Annotated in this window: 12 protein-coding genes; 3 read left to right on the forward strand and 9 right to left on the reverse strand. The window is 61.7% G+C overall.

Going from position 1 to position 18,064, the window contains the following annotated elements; translation table 11 throughout:
* Nucleotides 1-5 precede the first annotated feature (5 nt).
* Entirely contained in the window at nt 6-656 is a 651-nt protein-coding gene (gene narL, locus JK621_RS13385; protein WP_212556418.1) for a two-component system response regulator NarL, read from the forward strand.
* Here narL and JK621_RS13390 read toward each other — a convergent pair.
* Nucleotides 653-2,167 carry a YchO/YchP family invasin gene (locus tag JK621_RS13390; protein WP_212556419.1) on the reverse strand — a complete coding sequence of 505 codons (1,515 nt, stop codon included), beginning with the start codon at nt 2,165-2,167 and terminating at the stop codon, nt 653-655. The genes narL and JK621_RS13390 overlap by 4 nt on opposite strands.
* A gap of 530 nt (nt 2,168-2,697) precedes the next feature.
* Here JK621_RS13390 and JK621_RS13395 point away from each other — a divergent pair.
* Both JK621_RS13395 and JK621_RS13400 read left to right on the forward strand, forming a co-directional pair.
* The gene (locus JK621_RS13395) at nt 2,698-3,369 is read left to right on the forward strand and encodes a prepilin peptidase (protein WP_212556420.1); all 672 of its coding nucleotides are present in this window, start codon (nt 2,698-2,700) and stop codon (nt 3,367-3,369) included.
* A gap of 149 nt (nt 3,370-3,518) precedes the next feature.
* Nucleotides 3,519-4,085 carry a YbhB/YbcL family Raf kinase inhibitor-like protein gene (locus tag JK621_RS13400; RefSeq protein WP_212556421.1) on the forward strand — a complete coding sequence of 189 codons (567 nt, stop codon included), beginning with the start codon at nt 3,519-3,521 and terminating at the stop codon, nt 4,083-4,085.
* A gap of 4 nt (nt 4,086-4,089) precedes the next feature.
* Here the strand turns inward: JK621_RS13400 and cobA are convergent, their stop codons facing one another.
* From cobA to JK621_RS13440, 8 genes are all read right to left on the reverse strand, one after another.
* Nucleotides 4,090-4,905 (reverse strand): uroporphyrinogen-III C-methyltransferase, encoded by an 816-nt coding sequence (gene cobA, locus JK621_RS13405; protein ID WP_212556422.1) that lies wholly within the window; start codon nt 4,903-4,905, stop codon nt 4,090-4,092.
* A 13-nt stretch (nt 4,906-4,918) separates the two neighbouring features.
* A complete protein-coding gene (locus tag JK621_RS13410; protein ID WP_212556423.1) occupies nt 4,919-7,570 on the reverse strand; it encodes a nitrate reductase in 2,652 nt (883 codons plus the stop codon).
* Nucleotides 7,567-11,712: a nitrite reductase large subunit NirB gene (nirB, locus tag JK621_RS13415; protein WP_432761932.1), complete on the reverse strand. Its 4,146-nt coding sequence runs from the start codon at nt 11,710-11,712 to the stop codon at nt 7,567-7,569. Before nirB ends, JK621_RS13410 begins: the two co-directional genes overlap by 4 nt.
* A gap of 10 nt (nt 11,713-11,722) precedes the next feature.
* Complete coding sequence (locus JK621_RS13420) at nt 11,723-12,511, reverse strand: ABC transporter ATP-binding protein (RefSeq protein WP_212556425.1); 789 nt, start codon at nt 12,509-12,511, stop codon at nt 11,723-11,725.
* Nucleotides 12,512-12,521: 10 nt separating this feature from the next.
* Nucleotides 12,522-13,406: a nitrate ABC transporter permease gene (gene ntrB / locus JK621_RS13425; RefSeq protein WP_212556426.1), complete on the reverse strand. Its 885-nt coding sequence runs from the start codon at nt 13,404-13,406 to the stop codon at nt 12,522-12,524.
* Between the two features lie 8 nt (nt 13,407-13,414).
* Nucleotides 13,415-14,674 carry a CmpA/NrtA family ABC transporter substrate-binding protein gene (locus tag JK621_RS13430; protein ID WP_212556427.1) on the reverse strand — a complete coding sequence of 420 codons (1,260 nt, stop codon included), beginning with the start codon at nt 14,672-14,674 and terminating at the stop codon, nt 13,415-13,417.
* Between the two features lie 420 nt (nt 14,675-15,094).
* Entirely contained in the window at nt 15,095-16,375 is a 1,281-nt protein-coding gene (locus JK621_RS13435; RefSeq protein WP_212556428.1) for a nitrate regulatory protein, read from the reverse strand.
* Between the two features lie 55 nt (nt 16,376-16,430).
* Nucleotides 16,431-18,005, reverse strand: a complete 1,575-nt coding sequence (locus JK621_RS13440) for an ABC transporter substrate-binding protein (RefSeq protein WP_212556429.1) — start codon at nt 18,003-18,005, stop codon at nt 16,431-16,433.
* Between the last annotated feature and the right edge of the window lie 59 nt (nt 18,006-18,064).

The following is an 18,064-nucleotide window of genomic DNA, read 5'->3' on the forward strand; positions in this document are numbered from 1 at the left end:
AAACCATGACGACTGAAACCGCCGCCACCATTTTACTGATCGACGACCATCCGATGCTGCGCAACGGCGTAAAGCAGTTGATCGGCATGGATCCACGCCTGCAGGTGATTGCCGAAGCCGGCAATGGCGAGCAGGGCGTCACGCTGGCTGAAAAGCATGACCCGGACCTGATCCTGCTCGATCTGAACATGCCTGGCATCAACGGGCTGGAAACGCTGGATCGCCTGCGCATGACCGCGCTCTCCGGCCGTATCGTGGTGTTTAGCGTTTCAAATCAAGAAGATGATGTGATCAACGCGCTGAAACGCGGCGCAGACGGCTACCTGCTGAAAGACATGGAGCCGGAAGATCTGCTGAAGGCCATGCATCAGGCGGCTGCGGGCCAGATGGTGTTAAGCGAAGCCCTGACGCCGGTCCTGGCCGCCAGCCTGCGTGAGAACCGCCCCAACGCCGAACGCGATATCCAGCAACTGACGCCGCGTGAACGCGATATTCTGAAACTGATCGCCCAGGGCCTGCCGAACAAAATGATCGCCCGCAGGCTGACGATCACCGAGAGTACCGTCAAGGTCCACGTCAAACACCTGCTGAAAAAAATGAAGCTGAAATCGCGCGTTGAAGCAGCCGTCTGGGTGTTGCAGGGCAAAAACGGTTAATCGCCGCCGTTCAATGGCCCGGTCTGCGCCGGTATCGCCGGCGTTTGCAAGGTTTTCGCCGGCGGCAGCCCCTCGTCGGCGCCGGCAGCCAACGTCAACGGCGGCGTCACCTGCAGTTCAATCCAGTTGGAGGTGACCAATTGGTGCTTATCGTCCTCCAGCGTGACCGATAAACGGTAACTGTTGCTTGCGCCCGGGGTCTCATCCCACTTTGGCACAATCAGGCTCCAGCCATGCGGATCGTTGCCGTTTTGCGGTGGCGTCAGGCTCAGAGCCTGGGTATCGCCTTGCCAACTGACACGGGCGATTTTGTTGGTCGCTTTAATTTCCAGCACCAGCGGCAGCGTCTCCCCTTCGTGCAGGCGCCAGGGCGGCGTAGCCAAAAATACCTGCAACGTTTTGCGTTGCCGGAACGCCAGCACCGGGATATTTTTGCGTTCGATATTGTCGTAGCGGCTACCGCGCAGCGACTTGGCCTGCGCAACATACTCCGGCGATATCTGTTTCACCAACGGCACGCCGAGCCGGTAACTCAGCGCCAGCTCAACCTGTTCCTGGCTCACCCCGCCTTCGCCCATCTTGTGCAGCGCTTTCACCGTCACCAGCGGCACCGGCGTGTAATTCAGCCCAAACTGCATGGCGCGCGGATCGTTTTGTTTTTTACCGCTGCCGAACAGATCGACATTATCCCCCCAGTACTGCTCGTAGCTGAGAGAACCGCCAATCTGGCGGTAAAACGGCAGGTAGCCTTGGGTGGTCACGTCATAGCCGCTCGCCGGGCGGCTGAGGAACACCGCGTCGTTTTTTTGCTGCGCCAGCGCCGACAGCGGATAGTAATAGTTGGCGGAGAAACGCAGAAAATCGCCCCAGGCCTCCGCACCCACGCTGGCGCGATTGTGCCGGCGCTCAAAATCGCTGTCGAGCACCGTGTTGTACCCCAGCAGCCAATCCCCGGCGACCCAGCGTTGCCCGATCCCCAGGTTGCCCAGCGAACCGTCGTTTTGCCGCAAAAGACCGAGCTGGCTGTAGGTCAGCAAGCCGTTTACGTCATACAGCGGGCTGAACAGCTGGCCGCTGCTGCCGGCAAAATCCCCCTGATTGGACACCATCAGCGACAGTTTGGCGGTGCCCAGCGGCGACAACAGTTCCTGAGCTTGCTGCTGCAAGACGTCGTTTGCCTGGCCCAGCACATAGTTCTCGGCACGGGTGCGCACCTGCTGGCCGGAAACGTTATTCAAATTACGCTCGCCCAGTTGTTTGGCCATGGTGGCCCACTCTTTCTCACGCGCAGCGTCGTCCTGGGCGTTGCCGCCAAGTTCGGGTAAATCATTGCCCGCTGAGCGAGCGACGGAGGCGGGCGCCGGAGGGGATTCGGCCTGCGCGGGCAAGACGCCGGAAAGCCAGACGAACGGCCACACCAGCAACGCCGCCGGTAAACGACCGGTAAGGCGAGGGAGAAAATGAACGGCTTTTTTCACTCTGTAACGTGTTTTTTGTATAACGTCAGTCATTACTCTGTCGCCATCCCCGCATCCGGCGGGCATGGCGCATCAACCTTTTTTTGCTGCGGCCACTCCAGACGGCAGACGACTCGACTTTCGCAAACTTATGGCGCGGGGCATGCCTTCCCCTTTCGGGCGGCCCGGCGCAAAAGCGCATCATTAAGGCTAAAGCCTAGTGGGTTTCTGATGAGAAACAATCGGATAAACCTCAGTTTTCCAAGTGACGGCGTAACAAAAGCACTATCTCCCGCCCTCCCTGCATCACCGGCCATAAAAATGTGCGCCGCCAGGCCGCCAAACGAAATGAATTCACTTTATTTCACCTGAAATTTGCCGAAAAAAACTTCAGACGGAAATCAACCAGACCAATAATGTCTTGATTATGCGCAGTAATACGCAATTTTTTGCCAATCCCCCTTTGGCTGAACAATGCCTTGCGGCCAAGCTCGCAATGCCAAGCATTGCTGGCGTCATTTTTCCCTATCAACCGCATTTTGTCGTTATTTTGAACGCTAATTTCAGCTCGGCAAGGACGCTTTATGCTCGATGACGCACAGTTCGATCTCTGGCATCGCTGCCTGTTCGTACCGGCTCTGCTGCTGGCGGCAACCCTGGCTACGCGGCTGATTCGCTGCGTATCGGCCAGCCTGATACCCCCGCCATCCGAACAGAAGCGCTGGGTGATAGGGGCTGCCGTTTGCGCCGGGTTGGCGGCATTGCCTTTCGGTATGCCGCTCCTGCAACGCGTAATGTTGTTGCCGGTGGCGGCGGTATTGCTTGCGCTGGCGTTTATCGACTGGCGGTACCGCTTGTTGCCGGATCGCCTGACGCTGCCGCTGCTATGGGCCGGTCTGCTGGTTAACCAGCAAAGCTATTTCACTGCACCGGCGGAGGCTGTATCAGGGGCCGTCGTCGGTTATCTGTCGCTGTGGCTGCTCAACGCGGCCTATCGCCACCGCCATCAACGGGATGGCATTGGGCAAGGGGATTTTAAACTGCTGGCGGCATTAGGCGCCTGGGTTGGCTGGCCCGCCCTGCCGATGCTGGTCACCGGCGCAGCGGCGGCGGGATTATGCGCAGTGGCCATTGCCTGCCTGATGCGCAAACCCGGCTGGCAAGCCCCGCTGCCGTTCGGCCTGTACCTGGCGGCCGCCGCCTGGCCGTTGCTGCTGTCGGCGGCCGGCGGAGAATCCCCCTTCAACGGGGTATAACGCTTAATTTCACCTTATTTCACTCTGGCGGCAGATTGGCACAGGGCCATTTTACCGCTGTTATAGCCCACTGTCGGTACGGCTGTTATGGCGACGCTTCACCTGCACCGCTATCCTTTGGCTAAGCCAAAATCAAAGCAGGAGGTCGTATGATCGATCGTGGTTTATCCGCACTCGCGCTCGGCGCGGCATTATTGACGGTGTCACTGCCATTCGCGGCACAGGCGGCCGGCACCTTTACCCTCACCTCGCCGGCGTTTCAGGACGGCGGGATGCTGGCGCAGAAATATGCCGGCGCGACGCCGGGCAATGCCAGTTGCACTGGCGATAACGTTTCGCCGCCGCTGAACTGGAGCAACCCACCGACAGGCACCCAGAGTTTCGCCCTGCTGCTGTCCGATCCCGAAGGGCGCAACGGCCTTGGCGTGAGCCATTTGGTGGCCTACGGCATTCCCGTCTCGGCCAGCGGATTCGCCGAGGGAGATCTCACCCTGGGCAAAGGCTTTGTCGGGGGTAAAAACTCACCGGGCACCGCGGTGTATCACGGGCCTTGTCCACCGGCCGGTTCAGGGTTGCACCACTATACCTTCGTGCTGATCGCCACCGATCTCCTTCCCCATGCACTTGGCCCCGGGTTAACGCGCGAACAACTCCTGGAAAAGCTGCAAGGCCACGCCAAGGGCGGCGCGGGGATTATCGGCCGCTTCGGCCAATAGCCGTTCAGGCCGTCAACGCCTCTGCCGGGGGCTCTGCGGTAACCGCCGCAGCGCGGTACAGGCTGACCACCTCACCGATCACCAGCAGACTGGGTGAAACCGGCCGCTGTCGGGCTATGATCGCCGGCAGCTCACCCAAGGTGCCGATCAATACCCGCTGCTGCGGTTGGGTGCCGCGTTCAATGATCGCCAACGGCATCTCCGCCGCCATACCATGACGCAGCAACTGTGCGGCGATTGTTTCGCTCAAGGCCAGCCCCATATAAAACACCAGCGTTTGCCCCGAACTGACCAATCCCGGCCAGTCCAGTTCCACCTCGCCGTTACGGCAGTGACCGGTAACAAAACGTACCGACTGCGCGTAATCCCGGTGGGTTAACGGAATGCCGCTTGCCGCCGCACAGCCACTGGCGGCGGTAATGCCCGGTACCACGTGACAGGCCACGCCATGACGCTGCAGCCAGGCCATCTCCTCGCCGCCGCGACCAAAAATAAAAGGGTCGCCGCCCTTCAACCGCACCACCCGATTGCCGGCCTGCGCCAGCTCTACCAGCAGTTGTTCGATCTCCGATTGCGCCAAAGTGTGGCAACGCAGGGATTTACCCACGTCGATACGTAACGCCTCCGCAGGCAACAGCGCCATCACCGCCGGGGAAACCAGGCGATCAAACACCACCACGTCCGCCTGCCGGATAACCCGCAGCGCCTTCAACGTCAGCAGCTCGGCATCCCCCGGCCCGGCGCCGACCAGCCACACTTCGCCCCGGCACACCGGCTGGCGACGATCCTCAGCCAACATCAGCATTTCAAGTGCTTTCATTGCATCACCTCCGCTATGCCACCCGTTGGGCCGCATGCTGTTGAATCAGCTTTTTCAGCTCCGGCAAACACGAGCCGCAGTTGGTACCGCATTGCAGGCGATCGCCCAATTCACTGGCGCTGTGGCAGCCAGCCTGAATCGCCGCAATAATGCGGTTCTCGCCCACGCCGAAGCAGCTGCAAATCGTCGCCCCATCCGCCGGCTGCCCCGCAGCCCCTCGCCCCGCCAACAACGCCAACCGCTGCGGTCCGCCGACCGGCGGTTGTGCAAAAGCGCTCAGAATTGCCGTTCGATCGAGCATCGGAGCCTGTTGGCGAACATAAAACGCCAGTTGCACCTCGTTCTGACGCCAGCCAATGACGTGTAAACCGCGTTGAGCCAGCTGCGCGGTTTGCAGCGTCAACCCCGCCAAGGGGAAGTGCTGCCGCAACCACTCCTGCCAGTCTTCGATCGGCCGTTGCCCGGCCATGATGTAGTGGGTCAGGCCCTCCTGCGCTACCCGGCTCCAGTAAATGCCCGCCGGCGGTGCCACCTCGGCGCGCAGGAAAATCTCCGCCTGCCAGTTCGTCGGCCACGGGCTGACCCGTACCGGCGCATGTTTGCTTTCCGGCTGGCCGGAATGCGCATCGACCACCGGCGGGATCAGGCTGTCGACCCGGCCCTGAGCGGTAAACTGGCCATTCCAGTGCATAGGCGCGAATACGCTGCCGCGCCGCTGCCCCGGATGGCACCGGGCACGCGCCAGCATCCAGCCATGGGGCGAACTGAGCCGTACCAGGGCGTTATCGGCAATGCCCAACGCCGCCGCATCCTGCGGGTGCATGTCACAAAACGGCTCGCTGAGATGGCGCATCAGACGCGCCGCTTTGCCGGTGCGCGTCATGGTGTGCCACTGATCGCGGATACGGCCGGTGTTCAGCACCATCGGGTAATGCGGCGATACCGCATTTTGCGGCAGGCGCGGCGTCACCGGCAGCAGTCGCGCTTTGCCGTCCGCGTGGAAAAAACGGCCATCGCTGAACAGACGCCGACACCCGCCAGGGTGCTGGGTATTGACCGGCCACTGCACCGGCGCCATACGCGACCACTGCTCCCGATCCCCCTGCGCCAGCAGGCTGATATCGAACGCGCGCGTTCCGTTATTCTCAAACCCTGACAACGCGGCGTGCTCACTGAAAATCTCCGAAGGGTGCCGGTAGCCGAACGCCGCCCCATAGCCCATGCGCTGCGCCACCTGGCTAAGGATCCACCAGTCGGCCCGCGCCTCTCCCGGCGGTGGCAAAAACGCGCGCTGGCGGGATATGCAGCGTTCGGAGTTGGTGACGCTGCCCTCTTTTTCGCCCCAAGCCAGCGCCGGCAGGCGGATGTGCGCCAGTTCTGCGGTATCGGTCGCCGCCATCACCTCCGACACCACCACCAGCGGGCACTGTTTCAACGCCTGTCGCACCGCGTCCGCATCCGGTAGCGACACCGCCGGGTTGGTGCCCATGATCCACACCGCCTTCACCTGCCCGGCGGCCATCGCCTGGAACAATTCCACCGCGTTCAGGCCGGGTTGCCTGGCAATGCCCGGCGACTGCCAGAAACGCTGTACCCGATCGGCATCCTCGTCGCCGAATCCCATATGCGCCGCCAGTTGATTAGCCAGCCCGCCCACCTCACGCCCGCCCATCGCATTCGGCTGGCCGGTAAGGGAAAACGGACCGCTGCCCGGCCGGCCAATGCGACCGCCCGCCAGATGCAGGTTGATGATTGCATTGCATTTATCTGCACCGCTTGAAGACTGGTTGATGCCCATGGAATAGAGCGTCACCCAGTCGCACGAGGTTTGCAGCAAGGTGAAAAAGGCCAGTACGGCGCTGAGCGGCAGTTCGCAAAAATCCGCTACCCGTTCCGGCTCCCAGTCGGCCACCGCCGCCAGCGTTTCCTCCACGCCGTTGGCATGCTGATGCAAAAAGGCGTTATCCAGGCCGTCGTGCTGCGCCAGCCAACGCAGCGCTCCGGTAAACAGAGCGGCGTCGCTGCCAGGGCGCAACGGCAGGTGCAGATCGGCAATATCGCAGCTCGCCGTTTCTCGCGGGTCAATCACCACCACGCGCATTTGCGGCCGCTGCTGGCGCGCCTTCATCAGCCGCTGATACACCACCGGGTGCGCCCAGGCCGTGTTGGAACCGGTCAGGATCACCAGGTCCGCCTGTTCGATATCCTCATAGCAGCAAGGCACCGCATCGCCGCCGAACGCCCGCTTGTAACCCACCACCGCCGATGCCATGCACAGCCGGGAGTTGGTGTCGATATTGGCCGCGCCGATAAAACCCTTCATCAGCTTATTGGCGACGTAATAGTCCTCGGTCAGCAACTGGCCGGAAGCGTAAAACGCCACCGCCTGCGGGCCGTGCTGCTCAATCACCTGGCTAAAACGCAGCGCCACCTGCTCCAGCGCGTCGTCCCAGCCCACCGTTTGGCCGTCGACCTGCGGTTGCAGCAACCGGCCAGCCAAATCCAGGGTTTCTCCCAACGCGCTGCCTTTCACGCACAGCCGCCCCTGATTTGCCGGGTGGGCTGCATCACCGCTGACCGCCACCGCGCCGTCGCTGCGCTTTTCGACGACAACGCCGCAGCCAACGCCGCAGTAAGGACAGGTGGTGCAGTGTGCGGCGGTCATGATGCGACGCCCGTCGCGTCCTGCAGGGCGGCCGGCTCCGCCAGCGGTTGGCTGCGCACCCAGACTCTGCCCGCCGTCACCCGCACAGGCCAGGCGGTAACGCCGGATTGCGCGTTATCCACGCAGCTGCCGTCGCTCAGGCGGAAACGTTGCTTGTACAACGGGGAGATCACCACAGGCACACCGGCTACGTCCCCCAGCAGCCCGCGCGCCAGCACGTTGGCATCGCTGTCCGGCTCCTGATTCGCCAGCGCATAAACGCCGCTGCCCGGCAGATGGAACAGCGCAATCTGCCGCTGCCCCAAACGTGCGGCAATGCCGGCGTTGGCAGGAATGTCCGCCAACGCGCAGACATCCAGCCACCGATCGTCTGCGGCCGAGGCCGGTTGCACGTCGATCGCCTGCCCGCGTTCCCCCCCGTTGGCCGGGCGGCGCTGCCCGCGCTCCGGCTGCCAGACAATGGCTTCGTCCGGCCGATCGCTGTTCACAAAGGCGCGGAACAGCTTAAGGCGATCCGGGCTGGCGAGCGTGGTCTGCCATTCACACTGGTAGCTGCCGACCACCGCCTGCATGTCGTTCTCCAGATCGGCGGCGATACCCAGGCTATCCTCCAGCACCACCTCACGCAGATAATCCAGCCCGCCCTCGAGGTTATCCATCCAGGTGCTGGTGCGCTGCAGGCGATCGGCGGTGCGGACATAGAACATCAGAAAACGATCGACCATGCGGATCAACGTGGCGGTGTCGAGATCGCTGGCGAACAAATCCGCATGCCGTGGCTTCATGCCGCCGTTGCCGCACAGGTACAGGTTCCAGCCTTTGTCGGTGGCGATCACCCCAACGTCCTTGCTTTGCGCTTCGGCGCATTCGCGCGTGCAGCCGGAAACCGCCATCTTGATTTTGTGCGGCGATCGCAATCCCTTGTAACGATGCTCCAGTTCGATCGCCAGCGCGGTCGAATCTTGCACGCCATAACGGCACCAGTTGGAACCGACGCAGGATTTCACCGTACGCAGCGACTTGCCGTAGGCATGGCCGGTTTCAAACCCGGCGTCGACCAGTTGCCGCCAAATTTCCGGCAGTTGCTCCAGGCGGGCGCCAAACAGGTCGACCCGCTGGCCGCCGGTGATTTTGGTGTACAGTTGATAACGCTGGGCGATTTGGCCGATGGCGATCAGCCCCGCCGGGGTAATTTCACCGGCCGGCACGCGCGGCACCACCGAATAGGTGCCGTCTTTTTGGATATTGGCGAAGAAACGATCGTTGGTGTCCTGCAGCGGCAGGTGCTGCGGCTTGAGCAGGTATTCGTTCCAGCACGACGCCAGAATCGATCCCGCCAGCGGTTTGCACACTTCGCAGCCGTGCCCGTGACCATGCCGGGCCAACAGATCGTCGAAGGTGCGAATATTGCCGACCCGCACCAGGTGATACAGCTCCTGGCGCGAATAGGCGAAATGCTCGCAAACGTCCTTTTTCACCACCACGCCGCGTTGCTGCAATTCATGCTCCATCACCTGCTTCACCAGGGCGACGCAACCGCCACAGCCAGTGCCGGCTTTGGTGCAGGCTTTCACCGCCGCCAACTCGCCGCAGCCCTGGTCCACCGCACAGCTGATATCGCCTTTACTGACGTTGTGACAGGAGCAAATCTGCGCCGTGGCCGGTAACGCCGATACGCCCAGCGCTTTTGGCGCGCCGCCGACCGAGGCCGGTAGAATCAGGCTTTCCGGTGCGGCGGGCAGCGGCAGATCATTGAGCATCATTTGTTGCAGCGTACTGTATTCGCTGCTGTCGCCGACCAATACCGCCCCCAGCAGCCGTTTGCCGCCGGCATCCACCACCAGCTTTTTATACACTTGCGCCGGGCCGTCGACCCAACTGTAGCTTTGGCTACCGGGCGTATGGCCTTGCGCATCACCGATCGACGCCACCTCGACGCCCAGCAGTTTCAGCTTGGTGCTCATGTCTGCGCCGCAGAACACGTTTTCCCGCCCGGCCAGCAGATCCGCCAGCGTGCGCGCCATTTGATATCCCGGAGCCACCAGCCCGAAAATTTGGCCGTTCCATAACGCGCATTCGCCGATGGCGTAAATAGCGTCATCACTGGTGCGGCACTGGCTGTCAATCACGATGCCGCCGCGTGGGCCGACCTCCAGTTCGGCGGCGCGGGCGAGCTGGTCACGCGGCCGGATACCGGCGGAAAACAGAATCAAATCAGCCTCCAGGGTTTCACCGTCGGCAAAACTCATGCTGTGACGGTGTAACGAACCCTCGATAATCGCCTGCGTTTGCTTGCCGGTGTGTACGCTCACGCCCAGCGCCTCAATCTTTTTACGCAGCATCGCCGCGCCGCCGTCATCCAGCTGCACCCCCATCAGGCGCGGCGCAAACTCCACCACGTGGGTTTTCAGCCCAAGCTGCTGCAAAGCGTTGGCGGCCTCCAACCCCAACAGACCGCCGCCGACCACCACGCCCACTCCGGCGCTGGCGGCGCATTCGGCAATCGCCGCCAGATCCTCCAGCGTACGGTAAACCAGACAGCCGGGGCGATCGTTGCCGGAGATCGGCGGGACAAACGGGTAAGAACCGGTCGCCAGTACCAGGTGGTCGTAGGCCGTTTCGCGCCCCTCGGCGTCAATCACGCATTTGCGCTGGCGATCGATGGCGCAAACCGCCTGCCCCAGCCGCAGCTCAATCCCAGAACGTTCGAAAAAACCCGCTTCCACCATCGACAGCGAGTCGGCGCTGCGGCCGGAGAAAAATTCCGACAGATGCACCCGGTCATACGCCGCTACCGGCTCTTCGCCAAAGACCACAATGTGATACTGCTGATGCAGTTCGCGAGCGACCAGCTGTTCCAGGAAGTGATGACCGACCATGCCATGTCCGGCAACCAGCAAAACGGGCTTATGCATATCAGATGTCCTCTCGTCAGACGCCTGCGGCGCCTCGGGTTCGTTACTGCCAAACAGCAGAGTTTCCGGCTGATTCGCCGGCTGCCCCAACTGCCGCAGATAAAAAGGGCTGTCCTGAGCGTCGCCGTACAACACAACGCCCTGTAATCTGCCGTCGCGCACCAGCAGGCGGCGGTAATGCTGCGCCTGTGGGTCTTCGGCATGGTGAAGCTCGGTTTGTGCGTCGGCGATCATTTCGCCGGCGCTGAACATGTCGATACCGCTGACTTTCAGGCGGGTATGCTGCGGCGTCGGTCGGTAGCCCGGCACCTGCTCACCGCTCAATCGCCGCGCCAACAACTCCGCCTGTTGCCAGCAAGGTGCCACCAGACCGAAAGTGGTGGCGTCGAGCTGGGCGCATTCGCCGACGGCGAAGATCGCCGGATCTTCAGTCTGCATCCGCGCGTCGATCAAAATGCCGCGCTCACAATCCAGCCCGGCGGCCTGCGCCAGGCTGATTTCGGGCTGCACCCCGACGGCAATCACCACCAGATCGCAGTCGCGCCGTTCGCCATGACTCAGCGTGGCGGCCTGCACCTGTTCTGTGCCGTGGAACTGGCTGACCTCACAGGCCAGCCGACATTCGATACCGCGCTGCAACAGGTTGTGTTGCAACATTCGCCCGGCGCGGGCATCCAGTTGCCGCTCCATCAGGTGTGTGCCACGGTGCGCCACGGTGACGGTCATGCCGCGCTGCGTCAGGGCGGCAGCCGCCTCGATCCCCAACACGCCGCCCCCTACCACCAGCGCATGCCGCCCTGGCCGACAGCGGCCAAGCATGGCTTCAACGTCGTCCAGCGTGCGAAAACCGTAAATGCCGTTCAGCGTTATGCCGGGCAGTGGCGGCATCAGCGGACGCGAACCTGTGGCGAACACCAGCAGGTCATAAGGCACCTCATGCGCGGCAGTCATCACCCGCTTTTGCTGCCGATCCACCGCCAGCGCCGGTTCACCGGCCAGCAGCCGCACGTCGTGCCGGCGATACCAGTCAAGATCGTGCAACAGGGTTTCGCTGAACGCCTTTTCCCCCGCCAGCACCGGCGACAACAGAATGCGGTTGTAGTTGCCGCGCGACTCCTCGCCAATCACCGTGATGACATAGCGCGCGGGTGCCAGTCGGCAGAGCGTCTCCACCAGCCGCATCCCGGCCATGCCGTTGCCAATCACCACCAATCGGGTTTTGTCCATCATTCGGCTCTCATGCCGCTTTCGCGTGCTTCTCGTAGAGGAACTTCAGCACCTGGCGACGGTAATGGTGATAATCCGGGTCGTCCGCCAGCGCTACCCGTGAACGCGGACGCGGCAGCCTCACCTCAAGAATTTCACCGACGGTAGCCGCCGGGCCGTTGGTCATCATCATCACCCGGTCGGACAGCAGCACCGCTTCATCGACGTCATGGGTAATCAGCACTATGGTGGTGTTCAGCCGTTGCTGGATTTCCATCACCGCATCCTGCAAATGGGCGCGGGTCAACGCGTCCAGCGCGCCAAAGGGTTCGTCCATCAGCAACACCTTGGGTTTCATCGCCAGCGCACGGGCGATGCCGACGCGCTGTTTCATGCCGCCGGAAATTTCATGCGGCCGCTTGTGCAACGCGTGGCTCATATGCACCAGTTCCAGGTTGTGCTCGATCCACTCACGCATTTCGCCGCGCGTCATTTCGCGCCGGAACACCTGATGCACCGCCAGGGCCACGTTTTCGTAGGTGGTCAGCCACGGCAGCAGCGAATGGTTCTGGAACACCACGCCACGATCCGGCCCCGGCCCGGTGATTTGCCGGTTATCGCACAACAGCACGCCGTCGCTGGGCAAAGTCAGTCCGGCGATCAAATTCAACAGCGTCGATTTGCCGCAGCCGGAATGGCCGATCAGGCTGACGGTTTCCCCTGCCTGGATATCGAAACTCACCCGATCCAGCGCGATAAACTCCCCCTGCGGGGTGGCAAAGCGCTGGCTGACGTTCTGGACCTGAATAATCGGTTTCATGGCGCACTCCTTAACGGTTCTGATAGCTAAAACGTTTTGCCAGTAACATCAGCCCCTGCTCGAGCAGCAGCCCCACCACGCCGATCACGATGATGGCGATGATGATGTTTTCGACGTTGAGGTTGTTCCATTCATTCCAAATCCAAAAACCGATGCCGACGCCGCCGGTCAGCATTTCCGCCGCCACGATCACCAGCCAGGCGATGCCGATGGACAGGCGCACCCCTGTCAGCACATACGGCAGCACGGCCGGGAACAGGATTTTGCGCATCACCGTCCACTCAGACAGCTTCAGCACTCGCGCCACGTTGAGATAGTCCTGCGGAATGCGCGTAACGCCTTCTGCGGTGTTGAGGATCATCGGCCAGATGGAGCAGATGAAAATGGTCCAGGTTGATGCCGGCTCCGCGCGCTGGAACAGCAACAGGCCAATCGGCAGCCAGGCCAGCGGGCTGACCGGGCGCAGCAGCGAAATAATCGGGTTGAGCATGTTTGCCAGAAAGGTAAAGCGCCCCAGCAAGAACCCGGCCGGAATACCGACCAACGCCGCCAGCCCAAAACCGGTGGCTACGCGCTGCAACGAGGCCAATACGTTCCAGCCGATACCCTGATCGTTCGGCCCGGCGGAATAAAACGGATCGGCAAACAGCGTCAGCGCCGCCTGCCAGGTCGCCACGGGCGTCGGGAACCCCTGGCTGTTGAGCGCGGCTACCTGCCAGACAACCAGGATCAACACCAGCCCCAACGCCGCAGGTACCGCACGGCGAAAGGCGTTCTGTAGAGGCAAACTCCTGCGCGCTTTGGGTTGCGGCTTCGCGGCGGCCGGAATTTTCAGCGGCACGACTTCCGCGCGGGTCGGCGTCGGCATATCAATACGTTCAGCGATATTTTTCATCGGTTACCTCAGCGCTTTAAAGAGAAACTGTTGGCGTATTCCGCCGGATTGCTGCCGTCCCAACGTTTGCCGTCAAACAGCGTGCTGGCGCGCATGTCGCTGCCGGGAAGATTCACCCCGCCCACCGCGCTTGCCGCCTGTTTGTAGATCTCGATACGGTTGATTTTTTGCGCGACGGCCAGGTAGTCCGGCTCGGCGCTCAACAAGCCCCAGCGGCGATGCTGGGTCAGGAACCACATGCCGTCGGACAGGTACGGGTAGTTCACCTCGCCATCATGGAAAAAGCGCATCGCATGAGCGTCCTGCCAGGATTTGCCCAGCCCGTTTTGGTATTGACCCAACATGCGGCCGGTGATCACGTCCGGTTTGGTATTGATGTAGGCGCGCCCGGCCACCACTTGGGCGGTCTCCTCGCGGTTGGCGTCGGAGCTGTCTATCCAGCGGGCGGCGTCCAGCACGGCGGCGGTCAGCGCACGGGCGCTGTTCGGGTTGGCCGCCACCCAGCTCCCCGTGGTGCCCAACACTTTTTCCGGGTGATCGGGCCAGATTTCCTGGGTGGTGGCGGCGGTAAAACCGATGTTTTCGACGATGGCGCGCTGGTTCCATGGCTCCCCGACGCAGAAACCGCTCATGTTGCCGATCTTCATGTTCATCACCATCTGCGGCGGCGGCACCACCACATTGCGCACGTCGTCAAACGGATGAATGCCGGCGTTTGCCAGCCAGTAATAGAGCCACATGGCGTGAGTACCGGTCGGAAAGGTTTGGGCGAAGGTGTAAGTGCCCCTGGCGCTGGCGTCGACGTGTTTTTTCAGCGCGGCCGCATCGGTGACGCCGGCCTGCTTTAACTGGTTGGAAAGCGTGATCGCCTGACCGTTATTGTTGAGCGTCATCAGCACCGCCATGTCGTGCTGCGGCCCGGCTACGCCCAATTGCAGGCCATAAACCATGCCGTACAGCACATGCGCCGCATCCAGCTCACCGGAGAGCAGCTTGTCGCGTACCGCCGCCCAACTGGCTTCTTTGCTGGGAATGATTTTGATGCCGTATTTCTCGTCAAACTTTTTTACCGCCGCCATCACCACCGAGGCGCAGTCGGTGAGCGGAATAAAGCCCACGCGGATCTCTTTTTTCTCCGGTGCGTCAGAGCCTGCAGCCCAGGCCGCATTCATCAGGCCAGGCAGTAGCATGCTGCCGCCCAGCGCCGCGCTGCCGGCCAAAAAGCGGCGGCGCGTCAACTCAAGCCCAGGGTGTTTGGTGTGCGTCATCAGCAAGTCCTTCAGTCAGGCGATAAAATAAAAAAGGCGTCCCATCAGCACATTCCACCATTGGGGTGAACATGCTGAAAGGACGCCTTTATCCAAATTCTCGTTGGCAATCCGGCCGCCATTGGCCGGGCTACGTTTTAGTTAATGCAGCTTGCGTGCCAATAGTTCATAGCCGTCATACTTGAAGCCGCCTCCGCCTGGGGGGGCCAGCGCAAGCGCTGTTCAACAAAACCGTTGATTTTGTTGTGATGCAACGCCAATTATTCAGGGTTTTAATCACGGATTCTGGCGGAGGCACGGCATGCCGGGCCCGCAGGATCCGGGGCAAAGATCTTTGCCCCCTAGTGCCGATGGGGATACACGGGGCATCGTTTGCACAACGGCAAGGCATTAACTGCACTGACTGTGTGCATATACTCCTTAAGGAGTATTCCCGGTGGGCGGTAAAATATCCGCCACCGCCAGCATGGCATTGGCGATATCAATCAGCCGCTTGTTTTGGTTCATGGCCATCCTGAGCAACAGGCGGTGGGCGTCCTCCTCGGTCAACCCGCGATGCCGGATCAGCAACCCTTTGGCGCGTTCAATTTGCTTGCGCTCATGCAGTGTCGCTCGCGCCGTCGCCAACTCCTCAGACAGCACCTGCAACCGCTGTGACTGCTGCTGAATCAACTCCATCATGGAACGGCCCAGGCGCGGGTTGATGCCGTCCCCCATCAGCGGCGACGCCTCCCCCAGCGGGGTGGCCACGAACACCGCGTAGCTTTCTCTCGTCTGTTGCGGCACGTAATCGGCATAATCCAGTTCCAGCGAACGCTGGGCCTCGGCCAGACTGTGGCGGCAACTGGCCATCAGCGCCTCTTCCAGCCGGTCCTCTATCTGTTTCATCAGGTCGATGCGCGCACTGGTGATCTCGAACCAGCGCAGGCTGGTGTCGGCGCGATCGCTCAACTGCAATTGGGTGCAGGCGATACGACGCAGGCGTTCAAACTCGCGGTCATCCTGCTGCTGTATGCGCCGCCACTCGGCCAGCGACGGTTCATCGGCGAACTCGCTGAAGGTTTGAAAACAGCGCTCCTGCCCTTCGATCAGCATCAGTAACTGCTGATGGGAGCCATCACTGAAATGCATGGCGGCAAAACCTGCCGAACCGATTGCCCGCTCTTGCCCGGCCAGTTCCTTGCCCTGCATAAAGCTGAACATGGCGATCAGCGCACGCGTCATGGCGGGTTCAACGCAGGCATCCGCCGCCTCGAATACCAGCGCCAGCAGGCTGTGAATGATGTTGTTGAAGGTATCCATGGCCGCAGGCTGAGAGACCTGCTGCTGCTGTACTTGCCGGCGCAGCGCGGGCAACGCGGTGAGGTTGTGCAACGCGCAGGCGATACGGCTGAACAGGCGGCTGGCGCTGGCCAGGGGTGCCGTAGCCGCATCCAACTGCGCCAGTTGCCGCTGCACCGCCAGTTCGGCCTGCTCCACGTCCTGCATTCTGCCGGGCAGCCGTTCGCCGAACAGCGCGCCCTGCGAACACAGAAAAATATTGACGGTGCCGCGCTCCCGCTGAAGCACGTGGATCAGTTGGCTCACCCGGCCAACCAACTGGCCCATCTGCAGCAACTGCTGCAGCACGGTGATTTCGCAGCGTTTGGACGCCAGCAGAAAATCGCCGGCGCTGGGCGGGAAAGCGCTATTACGGCTCATGACAGGATCCCCGTTACGGTAAATAGGCGAATACTGCAAAAGCCGTGCCGTCGCGTTACTTACTCACGCGATCCAGATAAAGCATGCTGTTGGCGATATTCAGCGTGGCCCCCTTGATGTTGTCGCGCAGCGCCACCAGCGTTTGCCCTTGCAGCGCGACGACGTACGGCGAGCTGGCCTGCACTTCATGCTGCAAGGCCGCGTAGCGCGCGGCGCGTTTGACCCCATCGCCTTCTGCTGCCGCCGCACGGGTTTCCGCACTCAGCGCCGGTATCGTCCACTGGGTGCGCCAGGCCAGGGTTTTCGGCCCGTTCGGCACGTTGTAAGCAAAGGCGCTGGCGTTGGTGTTCGGGTCCAGATAGTCGGCGCCCCAATAGGTGAAGATCGCCTGGAAATCGCGGCCACGCATCTTGCCCCACAGATCGCTCTCTACCACCGGATGGATATCCAGCTGCAAACCGGCCTTGGCGAAGCTGGCCTGCAACGCCTGGGCGATATCGGTATAAGGCGGTTGGTTAATGACGATCAAATCGATGCGCGTGCCTTCGGCAATGCCGGCGTCATGCAAAATCTGCCTGGCCTTTGCCACGTCAAGTTTGAACGGCTGGTCCGAGACGGCGCCGTCCAGCCCGACCGGCAGAAAAGCCTGATGAACGCGGTATTGCCCTTTCAGCAGATCTTTCGCGATGGATTGGTAATCCACCAGCCAGCGAGCCGCCTGCCACAGCGCCGGATTAGCCAACGCCGGCTGCTGTTGGTTGCCGGTATTGAAACCGAGGTAATACACCTTTGCCGAGTCATGTTGCTCAATACGCACGCCCTTTTCATTGCGCAACGAGTTGAACTGATCGGCCCCCAAATCATAGGCCACGTCGGCGTCGCCCTTCAGCAGCAGCAGGCGGCGGGTGCCGGCGTCGCTGACGTTCTTCAGCATCACCCTTTGCAACTGCGCTTTGGGCCGGGCGTAATCGTTACGGCTGAACAACAGCGCCTCGTGCGGCACATAGTTGCTGACCCGGTAAGGGCCGGCACCGGCGGAGTTCGTACGCAGCCAGGCATTGCCGAAATCCCCCGCCTGGCTGTGCTCGCTCAGCAGCTTCTCATCGACAATCGACGCCACCGGCGCGGTCAGCAACCGCAGCGCCAGTTCGCTGCCGATATTCGCCGGCCAGCTCAGTTGCAACTGGTTGTCGTTGAGCTTTTTCAACTGGCTTTCCACGTTGTCCGGGGTCCAGCCGAATTCACCGAGAATAAACGACGGCGCCTTGTTCAGTTTCACCGCGCGCACCAGCGAGAAGATCACATCTTCCGGCCGTACCGGATTACCGGAGGCAAAGCGCTGATTGTCATGCAGGGTAAAAATCAGGCTGTGGCCGTCTGCGCCCGCCTGCCAACCGCTGGCCAGTTCCGGCGCCAGCTTTTCCGGCGTTTCGCGATCGGGCGCCAGCAGGCGCTGGTACAGATTGACCAGGTTGGCCGAGCTGACGGTTTCAAAACTCTCGGCCGGATCGAGGCTGATAATCCCCTCCAGCGAACTGACCACGACCAGCGTGTCTTGCGGGGTGGCGGCCTGTGCGCCGAGGCTTGCGGCCAGGGCGCTGAACACTAACGTCGGGATTAAGCGTTTCATTGATGCACTCTCCAGAATCACGCGGATGCGTTATTTTTCGAGTGTAGGGGGACGAGTTT

The organism is Serratia plymuthica (genome assembly GCF_018336935.1).
Classification (GTDB): domain Bacteria; phylum Pseudomonadota; class Gammaproteobacteria; order Enterobacterales; family Enterobacteriaceae; genus Serratia; species Serratia plymuthica_B.

What these genes read in the sequence shown, in the direction of transcription:
- JK621_RS13430 (WP_212556427.1), bottom strand. Translation starts at nt 14,674, where the DNA reads ATGACGCACACCAAACACCCTGGGCTTGAGTTGACGCGCCGCCGCTTT.
- ntrB (WP_212556426.1), bottom strand. Translation starts at nt 13,406, where the DNA reads ATGAAAAATATCGCTGAACGTATTGATATGCCGACGCCGACCCGCGCG.
- JK621_RS13390 (WP_212556419.1), bottom strand. Translation starts at nt 2,167, where the DNA reads ATGACTGACGTTATACAAAAAACACGTTACAGAGTGAAAAAAGCCGTT.
- JK621_RS13440 (WP_212556429.1), bottom strand. Translation starts at nt 18,005, where the DNA reads ATGAAACGCTTAATCCCGACGTTAGTGTTCAGCGCCCTGGCCGCAAGC.
- narL (WP_212556418.1), top strand. Translation starts at nt 6, where the DNA reads ATGACGACTGAAACCGCCGCCACCATTTTACTGATCGACGACCATCCG.
- JK621_RS13395 (WP_212556420.1), top strand. Translation starts at nt 2,698, where the DNA reads ATGCTCGATGACGCACAGTTCGATCTCTGGCATCGCTGCCTGTTCGTA.
- JK621_RS13420 (WP_212556425.1), bottom strand. Translation starts at nt 12,511, where the DNA reads ATGAAACCGATTATTCAGGTCCAGAACGTCAGCCAGCGCTTTGCCACC.
- JK621_RS13410 (WP_212556423.1), bottom strand. Translation starts at nt 7,570, where the DNA reads ATGACCGCCGCACACTGCACCACCTGTCCTTACTGCGGCGTTGGCTGC.
- JK621_RS13435 (WP_212556428.1), bottom strand. Translation starts at nt 16,375, where the DNA reads ATGAGCCGTAATAGCGCTTTCCCGCCCAGCGCCGGCGATTTTCTGCTG.
- JK621_RS13400 (WP_212556421.1), top strand. Translation starts at nt 3,519, where the DNA reads ATGATCGATCGTGGTTTATCCGCACTCGCGCTCGGCGCGGCATTATTG.
- cobA (WP_212556422.1), bottom strand. Translation starts at nt 4,905, where the DNA reads ATGAAAGCACTTGAAATGCTGATGTTGGCTGAGGATCGTCGCCAGCCG.
- nirB (WP_432761932.1), bottom strand. Translation starts at nt 11,712, where the DNA reads ATGGACAAAACCCGATTGGTGGTGATTGGCAACGGCATGGCCGGGATG.